This window comes from Primorskyibacter sp. S187A (assembly GCF_049800955.1).
In the GTDB taxonomy this organism is placed as follows: domain Bacteria; phylum Pseudomonadota; class Alphaproteobacteria; order Rhodobacterales; family Rhodobacteraceae; genus JAKVBH01.
The window spans coordinates 2,119,521-2,141,246 of record NZ_JBNAGA010000001.1; the positions used below are offsets into that span (position 1 = coordinate 2,119,521).

At 59.5% G+C, this 21,726-nt stretch carries 20 protein-coding genes; 6 read left to right on the forward strand and 14 right to left on the reverse strand.

Annotated elements, in window-relative coordinates; all coding sequences use genetic code 11:
• Nucleotide 1: 1 nt before the first annotated feature.
• On the reverse strand, nt 2-1,066 hold the full coding sequence (locus ACP15S_RS10560) for a DUF6456 domain-containing protein (RefSeq protein ID WP_425039534.1): 1,065 nt from the start codon (nt 1,064-1,066) through the stop codon (nt 2-4).
• 257 nt (nt 1,067-1,323) lie between these two features.
• On the opposite strand from ACP15S_RS10560, the gene ACP15S_RS10565 reads away from it, so the two are divergent.
• On the forward strand, nt 1,324-1,629 hold the full coding sequence (locus ACP15S_RS10565; RefSeq protein ID WP_425039535.1) for a DUF6477 family protein: 306 nt from the start codon (nt 1,324-1,326) through the stop codon (nt 1,627-1,629).
• On the opposite strand, the gene ACP15S_RS10570 is transcribed toward ACP15S_RS10565, so the two are convergent.
• Nucleotides 1,630-3,171, reverse strand: coding sequence for a trimethylamine methyltransferase family protein (locus tag ACP15S_RS10570; RefSeq protein ID WP_425039536.1), 1,542 nt, complete (start codon nt 3,169-3,171; stop codon nt 1,630-1,632).
• Nucleotides 3,172-3,351: 180 nt separating this feature from the next.
• Between ACP15S_RS10570 and ACP15S_RS10575 the strand changes: the two genes are divergently transcribed.
• From ACP15S_RS10575 to ACP15S_RS10595, 5 genes are all read left to right on the forward strand, one after another.
• Nucleotides 3,352-4,971 carry a peptide chain release factor 3 gene (locus ACP15S_RS10575; RefSeq protein WP_425039537.1) on the forward strand — a complete coding sequence of 540 codons (1,620 nt, stop codon included), beginning with the start codon at nt 3,352-3,354 and terminating at the stop codon, nt 4,969-4,971.
• Between the two features lie 118 nt (nt 4,972-5,089).
• The gene (locus ACP15S_RS10580; protein WP_425039538.1) at nt 5,090-5,683 is read left to right on the forward strand and encodes a VPLPA-CTERM sorting domain-containing protein; all 594 of its coding nucleotides are present in this window, start codon (nt 5,090-5,092) and stop codon (nt 5,681-5,683) included.
• A gap of 160 nt (nt 5,684-5,843) precedes the next feature.
• A complete protein-coding gene (locus ACP15S_RS10585) occupies nt 5,844-7,643 on the forward strand; it encodes a glycosyltransferase family 2 protein (RefSeq protein WP_425039539.1) in 1,800 nt (599 codons plus the stop codon).
• Entirely contained in the window at nt 7,640-8,551 is a 912-nt protein-coding gene (locus ACP15S_RS10590; protein ID WP_425039540.1) for a glycosyltransferase family 2 protein, read from the forward strand. Before ACP15S_RS10585 ends, ACP15S_RS10590 begins: the two co-directional genes overlap by 4 nt.
• A gap of 150 nt (nt 8,552-8,701) precedes the next feature.
• A complete protein-coding gene (locus ACP15S_RS10595) occupies nt 8,702-10,198 on the forward strand; it encodes a DEAD/DEAH box helicase (RefSeq protein ID WP_425039541.1) in 1,497 nt (498 codons plus the stop codon).
• 74 nt (nt 10,199-10,272) lie between these two features.
• On the opposite strand, the gene ACP15S_RS10600 is transcribed toward ACP15S_RS10595, so the two are convergent.
• The 12 genes from ACP15S_RS10600 to nuoI form a co-directional block, all read right to left on the reverse strand.
• The gene (locus tag ACP15S_RS10600) at nt 10,273-10,911 is read right to left on the reverse strand and encodes a DVUA0089 family protein (protein WP_425039542.1); all 639 of its coding nucleotides are present in this window, start codon (nt 10,909-10,911) and stop codon (nt 10,273-10,275) included.
• 100 nt (nt 10,912-11,011) lie between these two features.
• Entirely contained in the window at nt 11,012-12,685 is a 1,674-nt protein-coding gene (locus ACP15S_RS10605) for a ribonuclease J (RefSeq protein ID WP_425039543.1), read from the reverse strand.
• Between the two features lie 3 nt (nt 12,686-12,688).
• Nucleotides 12,689-13,462 carry a type III pantothenate kinase gene (locus tag ACP15S_RS10610; protein WP_425039544.1) on the reverse strand — a complete coding sequence of 258 codons (774 nt, stop codon included), beginning with the start codon at nt 13,460-13,462 and terminating at the stop codon, nt 12,689-12,691.
• 11 nt (nt 13,463-13,473) lie between these two features.
• Nucleotides 13,474-14,223 carry a biotin--[acetyl-CoA-carboxylase] ligase gene (locus ACP15S_RS10615; RefSeq protein WP_425039545.1) on the reverse strand — a complete coding sequence of 250 codons (750 nt, stop codon included), beginning with the start codon at nt 14,221-14,223 and terminating at the stop codon, nt 13,474-13,476.
• Between the two features lie 60 nt (nt 14,224-14,283).
• Entirely contained in the window at nt 14,284-15,726 is a 1,443-nt protein-coding gene (gene nuoN, locus ACP15S_RS10620) for an NADH-quinone oxidoreductase subunit NuoN (RefSeq protein ID WP_425039546.1), read from the reverse strand.
• An 11-nt stretch (nt 15,727-15,737) separates the two neighbouring features.
• The gene (locus ACP15S_RS10625; protein ID WP_425039547.1) at nt 15,738-17,279 is read right to left on the reverse strand and encodes an NADH-quinone oxidoreductase subunit M; all 1,542 of its coding nucleotides are present in this window, start codon (nt 17,277-17,279) and stop codon (nt 15,738-15,740) included.
• On the reverse strand, nt 17,279-19,354 hold the full coding sequence (nuoL, locus tag ACP15S_RS10630) for an NADH-quinone oxidoreductase subunit L (RefSeq protein ID WP_425039548.1): 2,076 nt from the start codon (nt 19,352-19,354) through the stop codon (nt 17,279-17,281). The genes ACP15S_RS10625 and nuoL overlap by 1 nt, the downstream gene beginning before the upstream one ends.
• A gap of 4 nt (nt 19,355-19,358) precedes the next feature.
• Nucleotides 19,359-19,664 (reverse strand): NADH-quinone oxidoreductase subunit NuoK, encoded by a 306-nt coding sequence (gene nuoK, locus ACP15S_RS10635; protein WP_425039549.1) that lies wholly within the window; start codon nt 19,662-19,664, stop codon nt 19,359-19,361.
• 68 nt (nt 19,665-19,732) lie between these two features.
• Complete coding sequence (locus ACP15S_RS10640) at nt 19,733-20,227, reverse strand: hypothetical protein (protein WP_425039550.1); 495 nt, start codon at nt 20,225-20,227, stop codon at nt 19,733-19,735.
• Nucleotides 20,228-20,229: 2 nt separating this feature from the next.
• Complete coding sequence (locus ACP15S_RS10645) at nt 20,230-20,832, reverse strand: NADH-quinone oxidoreductase subunit J (RefSeq protein ID WP_425039551.1); 603 nt, start codon at nt 20,830-20,832, stop codon at nt 20,230-20,232.
• Nucleotides 20,832-21,233: a carboxymuconolactone decarboxylase family protein gene (locus ACP15S_RS10650; RefSeq protein WP_425039552.1), complete on the reverse strand. Its 402-nt coding sequence runs from the start codon at nt 21,231-21,233 to the stop codon at nt 20,832-20,834. Before ACP15S_RS10650 ends, ACP15S_RS10645 begins: the two co-directional genes overlap by 1 nt.
• On the reverse strand, nt 21,230-21,724 hold the full coding sequence (gene nuoI / locus ACP15S_RS10655; RefSeq protein ID WP_425039553.1) for an NADH-quinone oxidoreductase subunit NuoI: 495 nt from the start codon (nt 21,722-21,724) through the stop codon (nt 21,230-21,232). Before nuoI ends, ACP15S_RS10650 begins: the two co-directional genes overlap by 4 nt.
• Nucleotides 21,725-21,726: the final 2 nt, after the last annotated feature.

Sequence of the window (21,726 nt, forward strand, 5' to 3'; positions counted from 1 at the left end):
CTCAACCGATCATGTCACTGCGCGAGCCACCCTTGCTTTCGTAGAACCGCTTGAGGCGCTGCAAGGCGATCCGCAACACAACTTTGCCAGACCGCGCAGCCCATCCCATGTCCCGCTCCGCGGCCTCCAGCCCTTCGAGCTGGCAGCAGCACCGCAGAGCCATATCGCCCAGCCCGGGGCCCAGATCATAGAGCGCTTCTTCCACGCGTTTCTTGGCATCACTTGACGCATGACCGCCCATCGATCCGCCGCCGTCGACAGGTCCGGTCAGAAACGCCGACCAGTTCTGCGTTACCTTGGGACCCATTTGCGCAAGTTCGAAATCTTCCCTCAGTCGCTCACCCGCTGCCACAAGATCAGGCTCCAGAAACGGCTTGCCATCGCGCCCGCGTCGACGGGCCAAAACAGAAAGAGGCGTCTCCGCCAATCCGTAGCGCACCCGCCGGGTGGTTGGGCGCGGCGTAGGTTCAGCGATCTTGCCATAGGTGAACGGCGCGGCGGCATCAGCCAGGCCCGACACTTCGGCACTGCGCTGCGACTCGGCGCGCGCGAGCAACTGGCTGAGCGCAGTGCGTCCTGTTGCCGTGATGGCATAGCGCGAAATGCGCCCCGGCGTCTTGCACCCGATCCAGTCTTTCAGGGCCATCGCCTGGGCAATCGCCGTATCAACCACAGCCACGCGCTGCGTCGTCCCAGATGGGGTCTCGCGTACCACGACGGCCTTTTCCATATCAGGAACAACAGCCAGAACGGCGCCGCTTTCACACATGCGGCGCAAAACCCGGATCGCCTCACGCTCCAGCGTCTCATCATCGCAAGACACTGGCACGACCGGCATATGGGGGCCGTCCATGGACTTGGTCTCTTTGTCGTTACCGAACTGGCGCAGAGCGGCATCAACGAGGGGATCATCGCGGCGGCTTTCCATGCGACGCACCTGACGCATGATGGTCGACGGATGACAGCCCGACGCGCGCGCCAGGGCACGCAGCGGCGCACCATTCTCAACATGCGCAAGATAATGGCGCACCTCTTCGGGCATCCAACCGGGCAAAGATTTGCCCATGGAGTCCGGAGTGGTCTGTAGTGCGCTTTCCATGGGTGGCATAGAGTTATCCCCTTTTTTATCCACAGATCGACTCAACCTAGAGGTGTAGGTCTTACTGTTTGGTTAACTGAGAACGTCTGCTTGGATATTTGTTTCTAAAAGATAAATTCTATTGAACCCCCCGAACGCATGCATCTTTCATCACGCAACACGCCCCTGAGTTGTGCCATACGGCGAACCGCGCGGTCAGCCCGCCTTACACCATGGAGACGACGATGAAAGACATTATGACAATGCTTCAAGACCTGCGCCGCCCCCGGCTTTTGATCCAGGCGGCTCGTATTGGCGCACAGAATTATCAGCGTGACTTACACCTCGCGCGCATCCTCGGATACGGCAACGCCGTCTCGGGCACACAGGCGATCATCAAACTGATCGAACGCGAACGCGATCTGGATGAAAAACGCCGTTGCGACGACGCGGGCTACAATATTGCCCAGCATGTCGATGTTCTGAGCGCCATGATGGGCGAAGCGCGCCTGTTGCGTGCGGCGCGCACCGCCAAATTGCAGCTTGTCTGATCAGATGAAGGCGTCCGGCATGGAGGCCTTCTTCTGCGCCACATAGGCATCCAACGCCTCTGACACGGCAGGATCGAGAGCGGGTTGCTGATACGTCGCAAGCATGTGCGCCACCCGCTCTGAAGCAAGCGCCTGTGTATCGCGTCCGCCCTCTTCGGCCCAGGTTTCAAAGGGCTTGTAGTCCAGCAGATCGGTCTTCCAGAACGCCGTTTTGAAGTTTTCCTGGGTATGGGCACAGCCCAGATAGTGCCCGCCCGGCCCCACTTCCCGAATGGCATCCATCGCCTGGGCCTGCACATCGTGATCAACGCCCCGCGCCAGGCGATGCAAAACACCCAGTTGATCCGCATCCATGACGAATTTCTCGAAAGACGAGACCAACCCACCTTCAAGCCACCCGCAGGAGTGGAGCATGAAGTTCACGCCGCCGAGCAGAGCCGCGTTATGGGTATGGGCTGTCTCATAGGCGGCTTGTGCATCAGGCAATTTGGAGCCGCAGAGCCCGCCTCCCGACCGGAACGGCAGCCCCAATCTACGGGCCAATTGGCCCGCCCCGTACAGGATGTGGCTCGCTTCAGGCGTCCCAAAAGTCGGTGCACCAGAGTTCATGTCAATCGACGTGACGAAAGCGCCCATGATCACGGGCGCGCCGGGGCGGATGATCTGCGAATAGGCAATGCCCGCCAAAACCTCGGCCAGAACCTGTGTCAATGTTCCTGCGACGGAAACTGGCGCCATGGCGCCGCCAACGATGAAGGGCGACACGATACAGGCCTGACCCGCCTTGGCATAAACCTCGAGTGCGCCCATCATCACGTCATCGAAGGTCAATGGCGAGTTGATGTTGATCAGCGACGTCATGACTGCGTTTTGCGCAACGAACTCCTTTCCAAAGAGGATCTCGCACATCTCGACAGAATCAGCGGCGCGGGATGGCTCCGTCACAGACCCCATGAAAGGCTTGTCCGACAGGGTCATATGGGCGTGCAGCATATCGAGATGCCGCTTGTTCACGGGCACATCCGTCGGCTCGCAGACCGTGCCGCCGGAGTGATGCAGCCACTTCGACATATACCCCAGCTTCACGAATTTACGGAAATCCTCCATCGTCGCGTAACGCCGCCCACCGGAGACGTCGCGCACGAACGGCGGGCCGTATACAGGCGCGCAGACCAATGTCTTGCCGCCAATCTCGACATTGCGTTCGGGGTTACGGGCGTGCTGGATGAAGCTGGACGGCGCCGTCGCGCAAAGCTTGCGTGCCAGACCTCGCGGGATGCGGACCCGCTCGCCCGTCACATCTGCCCCAGCCTCTTTCCATCGCTCCAGCGCGGCGGGGTTGTTGACGAAGTTTACGCCAATCTCCTCCAAAACCCCTTCGGCATTGTGCTCGATGATCTCGAGGGCCTCTTCGGTCAGCACATCAAAGAGCGGGATATTGCGTTCGATGTATTTGGCCGTTTCAAAGGAAATCGAGCTGCGTTCCGCGCGCCGGGCGGCCCCGCCGCCTCCGCGTCCACGCCGCCGTGCTGCTTCTGCCATGATCACACCCTCATCTTCGCGGGGACCGCCCCCGGCTTGGCATCGGTCATAGCCCGCCAGAGGCCACCACCACTGAAGAATTGCGGCGATTGAGGGGAGAAAGCGACATCTGCACCAAAGCCAACCGCGCCTCCGCGAGAAAACTTGCGCGTCTCCCCGCGCGCCCATATACGCGGGCGCATGCTGGACAACGCCACAAATCGCCCCGAATTGCCCCCCGAGATTGCGCGCCGCCGCACCTTCGCGATCATCTCGCATCCCGATGCGGGCAAGACAACGCTGACCGAAAAATTCCTGCTCTACGGAGGCGCGATCCAGATGGCCGGGCAGGTCCGCGCCAAGGGCGAGGCGCGGCGCACGCGCTCGGATTTCATGAAGATGGAGCAGGATCGCGGCATCTCGGTGTCCGCCTCCGCCATGTCCTTTGACTTTGCCTCCGGCGGGCAAAACTTCCGCTTCAACCTTGTGGACACCCCCGGCCACTCCGATTTCTCGGAAGACACCTACCGCACGCTGACCGCCGTCGATGCCGCTGTCATGGTGATTGATGGCGCCAAAGGCGTGGAGAGCCAGACCCAAAAGCTCTTTGAGGTCTGCCGCCTGCGCGATCTGCCGATCCTGACCTTCTGTAACAAGATGGACCGCGAAAGCCGCGACACGTTCGAGATCATCGATGAAATTCAGGAGAACCTCGCCATTGACGTGACGCCTGCCTCCTGGCCCATCGGCGTCGGCCGGGATTTCATTGGCTGCTATGACATTCTGCGCGACCGGCTTGAGATCATGGACCGGGCGGATCGCAACAAGATTGCCGAGAGCATCGAGATTTCCGGGTTGGATGATCCGCAATTGGCCGAACATGTGCCTGCCTCCCTGCTGGAGCCGTTCCTCGAAGAAATCGAGATGGCCAAGGAACTCCTGCCCGCGCTGGATCCGCAAGCCGTGCTGGAAGGACACATGACGCCGATCTGGTTTGGCTCCGCGATCAATTCCTTTGGCGTACAGGAGCTTATGGCGGGCATCGGGCGATACGGCCCCGAGCCGCAGCCGCAAAAAGCCACGCCGCGCGCGATTGCGCCGGAGGAGAAGAAGGTCGCAGGTTTTGTCTTCAAGGTGCAGGCCAATATGGACCCCAAGCACCGCGACCGCGTGGCCTTTGTCCGTATGGCCTCGGGCCATTTCAAGCGGGGTATGAAGCTGACCCATGTGCGCACGAAAAAGCCCATGGCGATCTCGAACCCTGTGCTCTTTCTCGCCTCCGACCGTGAGCTCGCCGAAGAAGCCTGGGCCGGAGACATTATTGGTATCCCCAACCACGGCCAGCTGCGCATCGGCGATACACTGACCGAGGGCGAGATGCTGCGCGCTGCAGGCATCCCCTCCTTCGCGCCGGAGCTATTGCAGGGCGTGCGCGCGGGCGATCCTCTCAAGGCCAAACATCTTGAGAAAGCACTGATGCAATTTGCCGAGGAAGGAGCCGCCAAGGTCTTCAAGCCCATGATCGGCTCTGGCTTCATCGTCGGTGTCGTGGGCGCGCTGCAATTCGAGGTTCTGGCCAGCCGGATCGAGATGGAATACGGGCTTCCCGTGCGCTTTGAACAAAGCCAGTTCACCTCTGCGCGTTGGGCCACAGGCGACAAGCTCGCGCTCGATAAATTCTCCAACGCCAACAAGCAGCATATGGCCACCGACAACGACGGTGACATGGTCTACCTGACCCGCCTGCAATGGGACATTGACCGCGCGATCCGCGATTACCCTGACGTTACGCTCAGCGCGACCAAGGAAATGATGACCTGACCCGGCGGGTCAGGATGTCCTGACTTTGGCAAAGACACACTTTTATGGTATGATCCGGTAGCTTCGCACAACTTTTGCGGGGCGCATTCCTATTTTTAAACTTCAGGAGGGGCAAATTATGTCCATTATTCGAATACTTGCGGCACTGGCGCTCACCTTTGTGACCGCCGTTGGCGCACAAGCGGCCCAGATCACCTTCATCCACACCACGCTGGATGCCTCCGGCACCATCAATGGCGAAGTCTTCGGGACGTCTGACGTCACGATCACGGCAACGGGTGACACCAATAACATCCAAAGCTTTGGCAGCGGGTTCTTCATCAATCACGCCTCCGCATCCATCGAAATCCTTGGCGTCGGCACGTTCGACTTTCTGTCGCCGACGCGGACCTTCGTGAACAACGCCAACGAGGTGGTGGGATTCAGCCGTGAGGGAGCAAACGGTAACGATCTGCTGAACGGGCCTGAAGACTCGATCTTTTCGAGCTGGGACATGACCACAAGCATCGGCCCTGTCACAGGCGATCTGGAATACCTCCAATGGACCAATTCGCCGGTTGAAACCGACGCCGGAACACTTGTCTTCAACAACGCGACTGTGTTCGGCTCCTTCGAAGCGATTGTCGCTCCTGTTCCGCTGCCTGCGGCGGGCTGGTTGATGATTGCTGGCATCGGTGGCCTGGCCGCCATGCGTCGCAACCGCAAGAGCTAACCGGGTCCTCAAGGTTCCCACACGAAACGGCCGTTCCCTGGGACGGCCGTTTTTTCATGCCACGTGCCTCGCGTTTTTTGCGCAACGCGTGCGGGAAAAACAGCCCCTGCCCCGTGTGCCTGTCGTTGCGCTTCCGCCGCGCGCTGAGCATGGTGGAGCCATGAGCAATTCCAGCGGCAAGACCCCGACCTACCCCGGCGGGATCACAGGACTTTTGACCCAGATGGAAGGGCGACTGGAGCCATTTGGTTTTGCCAAGGGCGAGGCGCTGCCGGAGCTGGACAGCGATCTCGAGGCGCTGGCACACGCCATTGTTCCCCCAGCCGAACAGGACCCGCGGCGGAGCGACCGCCCAAAATCCAGCAACCATCGTAAGCTTCTCGATCTGCGCGCCGAGCTTGCCGGACACTCGGAGCTTGCCGTCCTGCACGGGCTGCTTGTTGCCCATCTCCGCAAGCGCAGCCAGCCGCCGCATACCGCCGCGCTGTTCCACAGGCTTTGGGCGGAACATGCGGATCACTTGCTGCAGGAGCTCAACCCGCGCTGGCAAGTCTCCGCCATCACGACCTTCGGCGATCACGGCCTGACACCCACACAAAGGCAAGTGGGCGCCGCTCTATCCGTTCTCTTCAACACGATGAAACTCTACGAAAGCGAGCGGCGCTTTTCAGGAACAACGTCGGACAAACCCTTCCCGCTTGATCGCAGGCGGCATTCAACCCTGCCTTTGGAAATGGACCCCTTCTCCATCGCGAGCGGGGGTTTGGACGTTAATATGCTGGGGCGGCTGTGGCAGGATGCGCAAGGAGACGACGTGATCCGTCCCCTCGCCCATCACCTGATCGATCAGCTCATCCATGATCCTCACACTGTTTTTCGCCGCTTTCGTATCATGCGCACGCGGTTGAACCGCAAACGCGCGATGGATGTGCGGGACACCGGGCCAAGTGAGCCCGAAGAGCCGCCCGAAAACATCGTCGCAGTTCCGCCCGGAGTTGTTCCGGAGCGGCGTTCGGGGCAGTTGCGCTGGGGCGTAGTCTGTACAACCAACGCGCCAATTTCCGACGTCGCAGCCTGGGTCGCGCATTACACCGAACTTGGCGCACATGCGCTTCACGTTTTTCTCGATGCGCCAGACGCTGAGACCGAAGCCCTGCTCGCGCCTCTGCCACATGTTCATGTGACATCCTGCGACGCGCGCTATTGGGAGCGGGTGAACAAGAAACGCCCCGCCGCCCATCAATTGCGCCAATCCTTCAACGCAACCGAGACACTGCGCACTACAGATCTGCACTTTCTGGGTCACATGGATGTCGACGAGTTTCTGATCTCGCCCGTGCCCGTGGCCCGCGCGCTCGATTTCGTTCCGCCCGATATGGCCCATGCACGAGTGCGGCCGGTGGAATTGCTCGCGCCACTGAGCGGCCCGCCCCGGCATTTCAAACGCTCGCACAAGCGCGCCGGGCACCGCAAACAGGTGTTGGAAGCCATCTTTCCCAACTTTGGCCCCTATCTCGCGGGCGGTTTCATCTCGCACACCACGGGCAAGGTTTTCGCGCGCACTGGCATCCCGGAGACCCGTCTGGGCGTGCACATGCTCAAAAGCAACGGCGCCAACATCACCAATATGACCGAGCTGCCGCGCATGGCCTTGGCCCACTGCCACACGTCAGGCTTTGCCCATTTCCGTGACCGCATCGCCTTTCGCCTTGAACGCGGCTCTTATCGCAAAGCGCCGGAAAAGGAGACGATGGCGTTGCAGGATGTTCTGACCTTTCTCATCAAGGAGGAAGGCGAAGAGGGATTGCGCAGCTTTTATGACGAGGTCTGCACCGCACGGCCCGAGCTGCTCCAGGCCCTGGATGAGCGCGGTATGTTGATGACGCATGATCTGGAGCTGGCCGCAAAGGTTGTCAGGGTCTTCGGAGATCGCGCCCCGCCAATGCGGACAGCTACATGACGCGCTGGGGCATTGTGAGCACGATCAAGGCACCCCGCGACGAGGTCCTGGATTTCGCGGCGTATCACATCGAGCGGGGCGCGCATCGCCTGTCCCTTTTTCTGGACGCGCCAGATGACGACTTGGCGGAAGTGTTGACCGCGCACCCGTTGGTGGACGTCGTGCAATGTGATGCAGATTGGTGGCGCGCACGCGGCGGGCGCCCGGCCAAGCATCAGGTCCGCCAAGTGCGCAATGCGCAATACGCCCTGGATCATGCACAGGACATAGACTGGCTCGCGCATATCGATGTGGATGAGTTTCTCTGGTCCGAACGGGTCATTTCGCACGTTTTGAAAGACTTACCACAGGAATGCCTCTGCGTACGCGTCCGCCCCATAGAAGGTCTGGCCGGGGCACCAGAGCTGTTCAAAGCGTTCCACCGTGACCACGCCGCGCGCTCTCAGGCTGCGCGCCGATTGTATCCGGTTTTTGGCCATTACCTGCGCGGCGGATTTGTCTCCCACATAGCGGGCAAACTCTTCGTGCGGACAAATCATCCGGGCTTGCAGCTCAAAATCCACAACGTCCGGCAGGGCGAAGCAGACAACCCCGGTCAGGTGCAACTGGACGATCTCGATCTGTGCCACGTGCATGCACGTTCCTGGGAGGCCTGGCGCGCGCATTTCACATACCGGCATGACAAAGGCTCCTACCGGGCAGAATTGAAAGGACGCGGAACGCTGACACCACATGAGCTCTTTGCCGGTATTTTGCAAAGCGATGGTGAGGCTGGTCTGCGGGCGTTTTTCGACGAAGTCTGCGCCGCAACGCCCTCACATGTTGCCGGGCTGGAGCGCGAAGGCCTCCTGCGCCGCCGCGACCTGCGCTTGCGCGCGGCACGCATGCGACACTTCCCTGCAGCTTAACCCTTTGAACTGTCCAGAGTTTGACTCTGCCATGCTGCACCCGCTAAAAGACCCCTCAAGAATGCTTTTTATGTGGAAAACCACGGGCCATAGGGGCCGCATTCTGTCAGACGCGCGGGCCGAATTGTTGTCCGCAAATAACGGACACATATGACCAAGTTTTCTGATCTGGATCTCAATCCGAAAGTCCTCAAGGCTGTTGTTGAAGCAGGCTACGAGACCCCTACTCCTATTCAGGCCGGCGCCATTCCGCCCGCCATGGAAGGCCGCGACGTTCTGGGCATCGCCCAAACCGGGACAGGCAAAACCGCCTCTTTCACGTTGCCGATGATTTCAATGCTGGCCCGAGGCCGCGCAAGAGCACGTATGCCGCGCAGCCTCGTGCTGTGTCCGACGCGAGAGCTCGCCGCGCAGGTCGCCGAAAACTTCGACACCTATGCGAAATACGTCAAGCTGTCGAAAGCATTGCTGATTGGCGGTGTGAGCTTCAAGGAGCAAGACACGCTGATCGACAAAGGCGTGGACGTGCTGATCTGCACGCCCGGCCGTTTGCTCGATCACTTCGAGCGCGGCAAGCTGATCCTGTCGGACGTGAAGGTCATGGTGGTGGATGAAGCGGACCGGATGCTGGATATGGGCTTCATTCCCGATATCGAACGCATCTTCGGCCTCACACCTTTCACGCGCCAAACGCTCTTCTTCTCGGCCACGATGGCATCAGAGATTGAGCGCATCACCAATACGTTCCTGTCCAACCCCGCGCGCATTGAGGTCGCGCGGCAGGCAACTGCATCGGAGACGATTGAGCAGGGCGTTGTCATGTTCAAGGCGTCCCGCAAGGACCGGGAAGGCTCCGAAAAGCGCCGGGTTCTGCGCGGTCTGCTCGATGGCGAGGGAAAGGCGCTGACCAACGCGATCATCTTCTGCAACCGCAAGACAGATGTGGATATCACCGCGAAATCGCTCAAGAAATACGGCTACGACGCGGCCCCAATCCACGGTGATCTCGACCAATCCCAACGCACCAAGACGCTGGATAATTTCCGCGAAGGCGGTTTGCGTATCCTCGTGGCCTCCGATGTCGCCGCGCGGGGTCTCGATGTGCCCTCCGTGAGCCATGTGTTCAACTTTGACGTGCCCGGCCATGCCGAAGACTATGTTCACCGCATTGGCCGCACGGGCCGCGCCGGACGTGAAGGCAAAGCCTTCACGATCTGCGTTCCCCGTGACGAAAAGAATTTTGACGCTGTTGAAAAGCTGATCCAGCGCGAGATCACCCGCGTCCCCGTCCCCGGCAAGAAAACCGTGGACGCGGAAGAGGCCAAGACAGAGACCTCGCCAGACGCAGCCAAGCAGGACAAGCAGGACAAGCAGGATAAACCCAAACGCACCCGCTCGCGCTCTCGCAAATCCGACGCGCCCAAGGATGAACCCAAGGTCGACAGCGCCGAGGTTGCAAACGAAGCCCCGGCCACGCCCGAGACAGACCCACGCGACGATGCGCCGAACAAGGAGCGCCGCACCCGTGGTGGTCGCAACCGCGGGGGTCGTGGTGGCAACCGGGACAATGGCCCGCCCGTCGTAGGCATGGGCGATCACCTGCCCAGCTTTATCGCGCTGAGCTTTGACGAGCGCCGGACAAGCTGATCGGCAGCGAAAGACAAAAAAAACGCCGGGTCATGCGCCCGGCGTTTTCATGTCTGGTCTCTGCCCTGAGAAGATCAGGACCGGCGACGCAGCATCGCCAGCCCGCCCAATCCTGCAAGAAGCAGCGGCAGCCCGGCAGGCAACGGAACCGGAGCCGTCACGACAACCTCGTCAACATTCAGGATATCAAAGGCCCAGGCGTTCGTACGGTCAAAGCCACCGACGTCACAAAAGATGCCATTGCCGCAACCAAAGGTATCCGTGAAGGTTTCGTTGCCCGGTCCATCATAGGTGAACCCGTCGCTCAGATCGCCTAGTGCAAAATTGTCATACTGCATGACGGCCACGGTATAATTTCCTGCAGCCAAAGTCGCTTCGAGGAAGGTATCGAACTCACTTCCCGTAACAGGATCGGCATTCACATCCGGGGCAGAACCGTCATCATTGCTGTCAATGAAGAGACCATTTGCATCAAACAGCGCCAGAATCGGATCGAATCCCCCCGCGTCGATGACAGTGCCATCAGCCATGACGCCCCCACCGTAGGAATATGTCTTCAAGACAACGTCGGATTCCGCGCCCACTGTGAAGTCAAACAATTGAACGTCATTGTCTTTGGCGAATGTGCCTGTGAACGAAAAGCTCGCGGCCTGCGCCGCAGACGCCAATGCCAACAGAGCAGCGCTCGCCGCGACCGATTTCATAAGTGCCATTCTGCACCCCCTTAATCTTCGGAATTAATGACAGAAGACTAAAAGCGCACAACTTCGAGGTCAACGCGCCATAGCCTCCTCGCCTTGCTGGCCAACAATTCTACTGCAGACGGCTGACCACGATCGTGACTTCCGGCTTTTTCCCGATCTCGCCCATGGCAGAATTGCGAACAATCCGGCGCAGGCCTTCCTCGAGTTGCCCGTCATCCGACAGCGTCTTTTCGCCCGCGCGCCCGAGGAATTGGCTGAGGTCTTCCTCCAGAACATCGACCAGCGGCGCATGCGACCGCCCCATCTCAGGCAAGCCCATCAGATCACACCACGGCGTGCCCAGCGGCTCGTCATCCTCGTCCAGCAAAACCGTCACAGTCACATGACCATTGAGCGCCATGCGAATCCTGTCACGGATAACGCCATCCAGCGCGCCGACCTGGACAGACCCGTCGAGATAGGTCCGCCCCGTCTCAACATAGCCCGCCACCGTGGGCGCATTGCCGGACAGATCAATCATCATCCCATTGACCGCGATCACCCCGGCGCGCCCCTTGGCATTCGCGAGCTTCACATGTTCACGCAAGTGTCGATGTTCGCCGTGCATCGGGATCACCATTTGAGGCTGCACCAGATCATGCATTGCTTCCAGATCGGGGCGATTGGCATGGCCCGAGACATGGTAATGCCCGCCCGAACTCTCATCGATGACATCCACGCCCTTCTCGGAGAATTGGTTGACGATCCGGATCACACCCTTCTCATTCCCGGGAATGGTCTTGGAGGAGAACAGGAAGGTATCCCCCTCTTTCAACTCGATGCCGTTGTACTTGCCACGCGCGAGCTGCGCCGAGGCCGCGCGGCGTTCGCCCTGCGAGCCCGTGACCAGCAACATGACATGGTCGCGCGGAATATGGGCTGCGTCTTCCGGCCCGATGACCTTGGGAAACCCGGTCAAAACACCTGTCTCGATCGCCGCCTCGATCATCCGCCGCATGGCGCGGCCCAGCAGGCAGATCGACCGACCGGCCCGGTGCCCGGCTTCGGCCAGCGTTTTCACACGCGCGACGTTGGAGGCAAAGGTCGTGGCCACGACCATACCTTTGGCGCCTGCCACCAGTTCTTCGATCTCCGGGCCAACGCTCACCTCTGAACGGCCCGCATGGCGCGAGAAGACATTCGTCGAATCGCAGATCAGCGCCTTGACGCCCGACTTGGCAACCTCGGCCCAGAGATCGGGATCAAAGGCCTCCCCAACGATGGGCGTCTTGTCGAGTTTGAAATCGCCCGTGTGGATCATCCGGCCATCGGGGCTGTCGATCACAAGCGCAGAGCTCTCCGGGATCGAATGCGAGATCGGCAGGAAACCCACCTTGAACGGCCCCGCATCAACCTGCTGTGGCCATGCGCTGACAACCTTGACCGCGCCTTCAGGCTGGCCTGCATCTTCCATCTTGCGCTTGGCGATATTGGCGGTGAAGGCACGCGCATAGATCGGCGCGCCAAGCTTCTCCCACAGATGGCCAACAGCGCCGACGTGATCCTCATGGGCATGGGTGATGAAAATCGCCTCCAGCCTGTCGCGCCGCTCCATCAGCCAGGTCATGTCCGGCAAGATCAGATCAACACCCGGCGTGCCGTCCATATCTGGAAAGGTCACGCCGAGATCGACAAGGATCAACCGCTCCTTGTCCTCTGGCCCATAGCCATAGACATAAGCGTTCATGCCGATTTCACCGGCCCCACCCAGCGGCAGGTAAATCACGCGAGGGCGTGTGCTCATCTGTTATCCGTTCTTCTTGTTATACGCATGGATCACTGTGAGCCCATGCATCGTCAGATCATCTTCGATCGTGTCAAATAGCAGTTCCCCCTGTGCGAACAAGGGGGCAAGACCGCCTGTGCCGATGACCTTCATCGGGCGGCCATATTCGGCTTTGATTTTCTCGGTGATACCATGGATCAGGCCGACATAGCCCCAAAAAACACCGGATTGGATACAGGCAACGGTATTGGTGCCGATCACGCGCTCCGGCTGGGTTATATCCACATGGGGCAATGCTGCCGCCCCTTTCCCGAGCGCCTCAAGCGAAAGATTGACCCCTGGCGCAATCACACCGCCCACATAAGCGCCATCCTCAGCGACAACATCAAAGTTGGTGGCCGTGCCAAAGTCGACAACAACAGAATTGCCGCCATGCCTGTCATAAGCCGCGGCGGCATTGGCCAGCCGATCAGGGCCCACCGCCGTGCCTGCATCGACCCTTGGCGCATGCGGCAACAGGCACTCCGGCTTGCCGACGACCAGCGGCCGCACGCCAAAGAAACGATCCGCAAAAACGCGCAGGTTCCAGACAACGCGCGGCACCGTCGATGCAATGACAACATCCTCGATCTCGAGCTTGATGTCATAATGCGCGATCAATGTGGAAAACCACGTAAAATAGGCGTCCGCCGTCCGCGCATGATGGGTCGACGTGCGCAAGGTGCACAGCCAGCTTTCCCCGTCCCAGATCGAGAAGACCGTATTCGTGTTGCCGCAATCAATACACAACAGCATGGCGCACCCTTTCAGAAATAGACATCGGCCGCGGGGATCGACACGCGGCCCTTGGCCGTGTCCAACACAAGCTGACCCTCCATGTCGACGTCGCTAAATGTCCCGATGGTCTCCGAAGTCGTCGTGCGAGCTGTGATGACCTCTCCAAGCCGCGTAGCGCGTGCCAGCCAGGCGGTCCGGATCGGCGCGAACCCATAGGTCTCAAACGTTCGCTCATGATGATCAAACGCCTGCGCCAGATGCCCCAGAAAATCTTCCGGAGTAACCCGGACCCCAGCCTCGGAGAGCAGTGAAACAGGTCTCACGGCCCCCGGTTCAACATCTGACGCGGCCGGCGCTTCGACAAGATTGATCCCGACACCAATCGCCAAATGCCCCCCACCAGACAGCATGTGGCTTTCAAGCAGAATACCAGCCACCTTGCCGCCATTCAGCAAAACGTCATTGGGCCATTTCAAGCCGAACAGGTCAGCCCGCCCCGTGGTCTCTACAAAGGCATCGAAGAGCGCCAATGACATGACAAAGGAGCGCAATGCGGCCTGACCGGGCCCGCCCTCGAGACGCAGAACCAATGTCGCGGCGAAGTTGCCCTGCGGAAACGCCCAGACCCTGCCGCGCCGACCGCGGGAGGCGGTTTGGTCGAGCGCCAATATCCACTCGGCCCCACTGATTTCCGGCGCCACACGCGCCGCTTCAAGCATCGTGCTGTCCACACGGGCCAAAACGCGCCGTCCATAACCTTGGGGCCAGTCCGTCTTCATCTTGCCAGATAAACTCCCCGCGGAGCGTCCGTCGCTTGCCGAACGTGCCAAGGCCCGGATCTAGTTGACCAACGCCGCCGCTGCAGCTTGGGCTGCTGTTTCGATACCAAAGAGGTTGATGATCCCGACCACCATGATGATCGCAGAGGCCATCAGGAACCCTGAGAGAACCGAAGATTTGGACGTCTCCAACCCCTCGCTGGTCTCTTCCCCGAAATACATGAAGAAGACGATCCGCAGGTAGTAAAACGCGCCGATAACAGAGGCGATGACCCCGGCGATGGCGAGCCAGGCCAGCCCGCCCTCATAGGCTGCGCGCAGCACATAGAGCTTCCCGAAAAAGCCCACCATTGGCGGCACACCTGCCAGAGAGAAGAGCAGCACGAGCATTGCCAGAGCCTTGCCTGGCTCGCGTTTGGAGAACATGTTGAGCGATGCGATATCACTCACCGGTTGGCCATCCCGCTCCATCGAGAGAATGAAGGCGAAGGTGCCGATATTCATCGTCACGTAAATGGCCATGTAAATCAGCATCGCCTGCACGCCAAAAGCCGTGCCGGCCGCCAAACCCATCAGCGCATATCCCATATGCGCGATGGAGGAGAAGGCCATCAACCGCTTGATATCCCGCTGACCGATCGCCGCGACCGCACCAAGAAACATCGACAGGACAGAAAGCAGCGCGATGATCTGCTGCCAATCCGCAACCGCACTGCCAAAGGCATCATGCATCACGCGCGCAAAGAGGCCCATGGCCGCAACTTTGGGGGCTGTCGCGAAGAATGCGGTGACTGGTGTGGGCGAGCCTTCGTACACATCTGGTGTCCACATGTGAAACGGCACGGCGGAGACCTTGAACGCAAGTCCCGCGATCATGAAGACAAGGCCAAACAGCAGACCAAGCGAGAGCGAACCTTCAGACGCGGTCTGAATGATGCCCGAGAACAAAGTCGTCCCCGCATAGCCGTAGATGAGCGACGCGCCATAGAGCAACAGGCCCGAGGAGAGCGCGCCCAGCACGAAGTACTTCAAACCGGCTTCAGTTGAACGGACAGAGTCGCGCCGGATCGAGGCCACGACGTATAGGGCCAGCGATTGCAGCTCGAGCCCCATGTAAAGCGCAATCAGATCACCGGCAGAGACCATCATCATCATGCCCACGGCAGACAGGGCGATGAGCACGGGATATTCAAACTTCAGAAATCCGCGCTTGGCCATATACCCTTGGCTCATCGCCAAAACGGCTGCCGCAGAGAGCAAGATCACGACTTTCGCAAAGCGCGAGAACCCGTCATCGATGAACATGCCGTTGAAGGCGACGTTGGTGCCCCCGCCCCGCGTCGCGATCCATGCCGCAAGCACGACAAAGAACGCAGCCGTGACCCATGTCAAAAGGCCCGCCGCCGCGTCTTTCACGGTGTAGACAACACCCAGAAGTGCCGCCATCGCGAAGAGCGACAGGACGATTTCCGGCAAGATAATCGTGAGATCAGCCCAGATCATACGCTCTCTCCTTAGTTCGAAGCAACTTGGCTGGCGGCCTCAAAGGTCGCGACGGCTGTGTCATATTGGTCAACGAGTGCAGCCACTGAAGGGCCGATAGCGTCGAGAATGGGGGCCGGGTAGACACCCAGAAGGATCGTGAAGAACACCAGCGGTGCGAAAATCGCGCGCTCGCGCATCGTCATATCGGTGATCGTTTTCAGGCTTTCCTTGATCAGATCGCCAAAGACAACCCGACGATAAAGCCAGAGTGCATAGGCTGCCGACAAGATCACGCCCGTCGTGGCCACCGCCGCGACCCAGGTGTTGACCTGGAACACGCCCATGAGCGTCAGGAATTCACCGATGAAGCCTGACGTCCCCGGCAAGCCGACATTGGCCATGGTGAAGAGCATGAAGATCAGCGCGTAGGCCGGCATGCGGTTCACGAGCCCGCCATAGGCGTCAATCTCGCGCGTATGCATCCGGTCATAGATGACCCCCACGCAGAGGAAGAGCGCGGCTGAGATGAACCCGTGGCTCAGCATCTGGAAGATCGCGCCATCGATGCCTTGCTGGTTCGCCGCAAAGATCCCCATGGTCACGTAGCCCATATGGGCCACGGACGAATAGGCAATGAGCTTCTTCATGTCTTCCTGCACCAGCGCCACCAGCGAGGTGTAGACGATGGCAATGGCGGACATCCAGAGAACCAGCGGCCCCAGGACCTCGGAGCCCACGGGGAACATCGGCAGCGAGAAGCGCAGGAAGCCGTAGCCCCCCATCTTCAGCAGGATTGCCGCCAGAACAACAGAGCCCGCCGTCGGCGCCTGCACGTGTGCATCGGGCAGCCACGTGTGCACCGGCCACATCGGCATCTTTACGGCGAAGCTCGCAAAGAAAGCGAGGAACAGGAGCGTCTGCATCCCGCCCACGATCTGAATGCCGAGGATCGAGAAGGCTTCCGTGCCAAATTGATGGTTCATCAGTTGCGCGATATCGGTCGTGCCGCTGTCGGCAAACATCGCAACCATGGCCACCAGCATGAGGACCGAGCCCAGGAAGGTGTAGAGGAAGAACTTGAAGCTCGCATAGATACGGTTCGCTCCGCCCCAGATGCCAATGATCAGGAACATCGGGATCAGGCCTGCTTCAAAGAAGAGGTAGAACAGGACCAGATCCAGCGCCATGAAGACGCCGAGCATGAGCGTTTCCAGAAGCAGGAACGCGATCATGTATTCCTTGACCCGGGTTTTCACATCCCAGGACGCGGCAATGACCAGCGGCATCATGAACGTTGTGAGCATGACAAAGAGGACGGAGATCCCGTCAACGCCCATCTTGTATTGCAGACCGAGCAGCCACTCACTCTCTTCGACCATCTGGAACCCGGTGTTGTTGGGGTCAAACTGGAAGTAGATGAAGAGCGAGATCAGGAACGTCGCCACAGTTGCGGCAAGCGCCAGCCACTTGGCATTGCGCTGCGCCGCCTCATCTTCCCCGCGCAGAAAAACCGCGAGGATAAGAGCCGCGAGGGCGGGCACGAAGGTGGTGATGGAGAGAAGATTGTCCATTAGTTCGCCCCTCCGGACATCGTCATCCACGTGATCAAAACAGCGATCCCGATAACCATGCCGAACGCATATGTGAAGATGTAGCCAGATTGCATACGGCCCGCGAGGCGCGTGAAGAAGGGAATGATCCCCATGGACACGCCATTGATTGAGCCGTCAATCACCGCGCCATCGCCGTTTTTCCAAAGGAACCGTCCAAGGAATACGGCGGGGCGCACGAAGATGAAGTCGTAGATCTCGTCGAAATACCACTTGTTGAGCAAGAAGAGATACAGAGGACGCTGGTTCTCGGCCAAGCGCTTGGGCAGCGACGGGTTCACGATATAGAACCAGTAAGACATGCCCAGCCCGATCAGCATTGCGATGAAAGGCGAGAGTTTGACCCATGTGGGCACGTAATGCGCCTCGTGCAGGATCGTGTTCTCAGGAGCGATATAGATCGCAGCCTCGCCTGGCGCGCTCTCCATCACATAGTGCAGTTTGGAGGCTTTCGGGCTGCGCTCGGCAACGTCTTCGATCAGTGCCTCGGTCGGCTCGCCATACTTGCCGCCGAAGAATTTCACGACTTCATTGGTCTTGCCGAAGAAGCTCGAGTACCAGATCGCACCCGCAAAAATCGCGCCGAGGGCGAGAACGCCCAGCGGGATCAACATGACCTTGGGGCTCTCATGGGCATGTTCATGGGTATGCTTGTCCCCGCGAGGCTTGCCATAGAACGTCAGGAACATAAGCCGCCAAGAATAAAAGCTCGTAAAGAGTGCCGCAATTACGAGCATCCAGAAAGCATAGCCCCCTGCCGTGGCAGCAAAGGCACTCTCAATCACGGCATCCTTGGAAGCAAATCCCGCAAAACCGATCCAGCCAGTGAGTGGAATGCCCACCCCGGTAATGGCCAGCGTGCCGATCATCATGGCCCAGAAGGTCAGCGGCATCTTTTTGCGCAGACCGCCATAGTTCCGCATATCCTGCTCATGGTGCATCCCGTGGATGACGGAGCCCGCGCCGAGGAACAGCATCGCCTTGAAGAACGCGTGCGTGAAGAGGTGGAACATGGCGACCGAGTAGACGCCTACGCCTGCGGCCACGAACATATAGCCCAGCTGCGAACAGGTCGAATAGGCGATCACGCGTTTGATGTCGTTTTGAACAAGGCCCACGGTTGCCGCGAAGAAGGCCGTGGTCGCGCCGAGGAAGGTCACGAAGGCCATGGCATTGGGCGCGAATTCCATGATGGGCGACATGCGGCACACAAGGAAGACACCTGCCGTCACCATGGTCGCTGCGTGAATAAGCGCGGAAACAGGCGTCGGGCCCTCCATCGCGTCGGGCAACCAGGTGTGCAAGATGAGCTGCGCAGATTTGCCCATGGCGCCCACGAAGAGCAGGAAGGCAATCAGTTCTGCAGCATTCCAGGAGGTCCACAGGAAGGTGATCTGCGTGTCGGCCAGCTGTGCAGCGGATGCAAAGACATCATCGAAGCGCACGGAATCGGTCAGGAAGTAAATCGCGAAAATCCCCAGCGCGAAGCCGAAATCGCCCACCCGATTGACCACGAAGGCCTTGATCGCCGCGGCACCAGCCGATGGTTTGCGGTAGTAAAACCCGATGAGCAGATAGGACGCGACCCCCACGCCTTCCCAGCCGAAGAACATCTGCACCAGATTGTCCGACGTCACGAGCATCAGCATCGCAAAGGTGAAGAAGGAGAGATACGCGAAGAAGCGCGCCTTGTAGCTCTCCTCCCCCTCACGGAAGTGCTCGTCATGGGCCATGTAGCCGAAGGAATAGAGATGCACGAGCGCGGAAACGGTCGTGACAACGATGAGCATGATCGAGGTCAAGCGATCGAGGCGAATGGCCCATTCCGTGCTCAGCGTCCCGCTTTCGATCCAGCGCAGGATGTTGATCGTCTCAGTCTCTGAACTGTGCGTGAAAAACACGACCCAGGACAGCAGGCAAGCCAGAAACAGAAAGCCCGTCGCAACGATCTGCGCGCCTTTGATCGTGATGAAGCGCCAGCCGAACCCGGCGATCAATGCGCCCAGAAGCGGGCTGAAGAGGATGATCGTTTCCATGGCCCTACCCCTTCATCACGTTGATGTCTTCCACGGCAATGGTGCCGCGGTTGCGGAAGAAACACACGAGGATGGCCAGACCAATGGCCGCCTCCGCTGCCGCCACAGTCAGGACAAAGAGCGTGAAGACCTGGCCTACCAAATCACCGTGGTACCAGGAGAAGGCCACAAGATTGATATTCACCGCGAGCAACATAAGCTCGATGGACATCAGCAGGATGATGACATTCTTCCGGTTCAGAAAGAGCCCAAAGATGCCAATGACAAACAGCGCAGCGGCCACTGTCAGATAATGTTCAAGTCCGATCATGTCGTCCCTCTAGGGCCATGCAGCCCGGCTTTTTCGTCTTTTGACCCGCGCGAGACACGGGTGTCGTTTTAGTTCCGCGCAAACCCTTCGGGCAAACGCTCAAATTCAAATCCGGTCTTGTCGCCGCGCAGGTCCGGATAATGGGCCGCACAGGCGCAGGGTTCATGATCCATGCGCAAATGCGTCACATCCTTGGCCACCTCAGACACGTCGCGCGCGAGCCGATCCATCGTGGCAAACACACGATCACCGCTGTGCACAATGTCTACGATGTGCATCGCTGCGGTGCGGCGATCGAAAGGCAATCGCGCCGACATGTTGGCTTCCGCCACCCGAAACCGCAGCCCTGCGCCATCAGCGCAATCGACCACAAAGATATCGCTGGCGGACCCTTCCTGAGACCACCACCGCGTCCACATCACACGGCCCTCGCCAAGATCCACATGATCCTCCTCGCCCGCGTGCGAGATGTGCGTCACGCGCGTGCATTCAGGCACAGCAATCGCTTGAGCCGCACTCGCCGCACCGAGCAGAGCAAGGGGATATGTAAGCCGCGTGATCACGATCAGAGACCCTGCCCTGGTTTGACGTCCTTGAGTTCCATGGCCTTGGCCGGATCGCGGTACATCTGCGCCAGAACGTCCTGACGTTTGACGTCGGAGCGATGGCGCAGCGTCAAGACAATCGCGCCGATCATGGCCACCAGAAGGATCAGGCCAGACAATTGGAAGAGCAGGAAGTATTCGTCGTAAAGAATGAGACCCAAGGCTTCGGTATTGTGCCGATCAACCGGCACTGGCTGCGCGCGCAGCCCTTCCGCAGCGGCATTGCTGTCCCAAGCGCCATAGGCCAGGGCAAACTGCATCAGCAGTATCACCGCGATCAAAAGGGCGAGCGGCATGTATTTTGCCATTTCCGCTTTCAGCTCGGCAAAATCTACATCCAGCATCATCACGACGAACAGGAACAGCACGGCCACGGCGCCGACGTAGACAATGATGAGCAGCATCGCGAGGAACTCTGCCCCCATCAGCACGAACAGACCCGCCGCAGACAGGAAGCTCAGGATGAGCCAGAGCACCGAATGCACAGGGTTTCGGCTGATCACCGTAAAGAGCCCACCCGTCACGCAGGATATGGCAAAGAGGTAGAAGGCAAAGGCAAACATCAGTCCCCGTCCTTTTCTGAATTCATCACGTCTCGCGCCATCTCCATCGCGCGTGTCATGGCCGGAAGACCTGCAAACATGGACATCATGGCAATGGTCTCGGCAATCTCGTCTTCCGTGGCACCCGCCTCCTGCGCATGGCGTACGGTCATGCGAACCTGCGCCTCAGCCTGCGCGCCCTGCATGGTCAAGCCTGCAAGCGTCAGCAAAAGCCGCGTCTTGGCATCCAACCCATCCTTGGACAGACCTTTGCCGAACATCATTTCCATCATGTCTTTGGGCATGGTGGGCCACATCTGTTCAAACCCTTTGGGCGAGAACGAGGTCAGTTGCGGATTGAAGGCCTTCGCCATCTCCTGCGCCTGTTCCATCATCAACTCAAAGGGGGTTTTCTCGCTCATCGGTAGGGCGCATCCAGCTCAAGGTTGCGCGCGATTTCCGCTTCCCAGCGTTCGCCGTTCTCAAGGAGCTTGTCCTTGTTGTAAAACAGTTCTTCGCGCGTCTCCGTGGCGAACTCGAAGTTTGGTCCCTCGACAATCGCATCCACCGGGCAGGCCTCCTGACAGAAGCCGCAGTAGATGCATTTGGTCATGTCGATGTCATAGCGCGTGGTCCGGCGCGATCCGTCATCGCGCGGCTCAGCATCAATGGTAATCGCCTGCGCCGGGCAAATCGCCTCGCAGAGTTTGCACGCGATGCAGCGTTCTTCCCCGTTGGGATAACGGCGCAACGCATGCTCACCGCGAAAGCGCGGGGAGAGCGGGCCCTTTTCATGGGGGTAGTTGATCGTCGCCTTGGGCGCGAAGAAATATTTCAGCCCCAGCTTCATGCCGACCCAGAAATCCTGCAGGAGGAAATACTTGGCGGCCCGTCCGTAGTCGATCTGCGTCATGT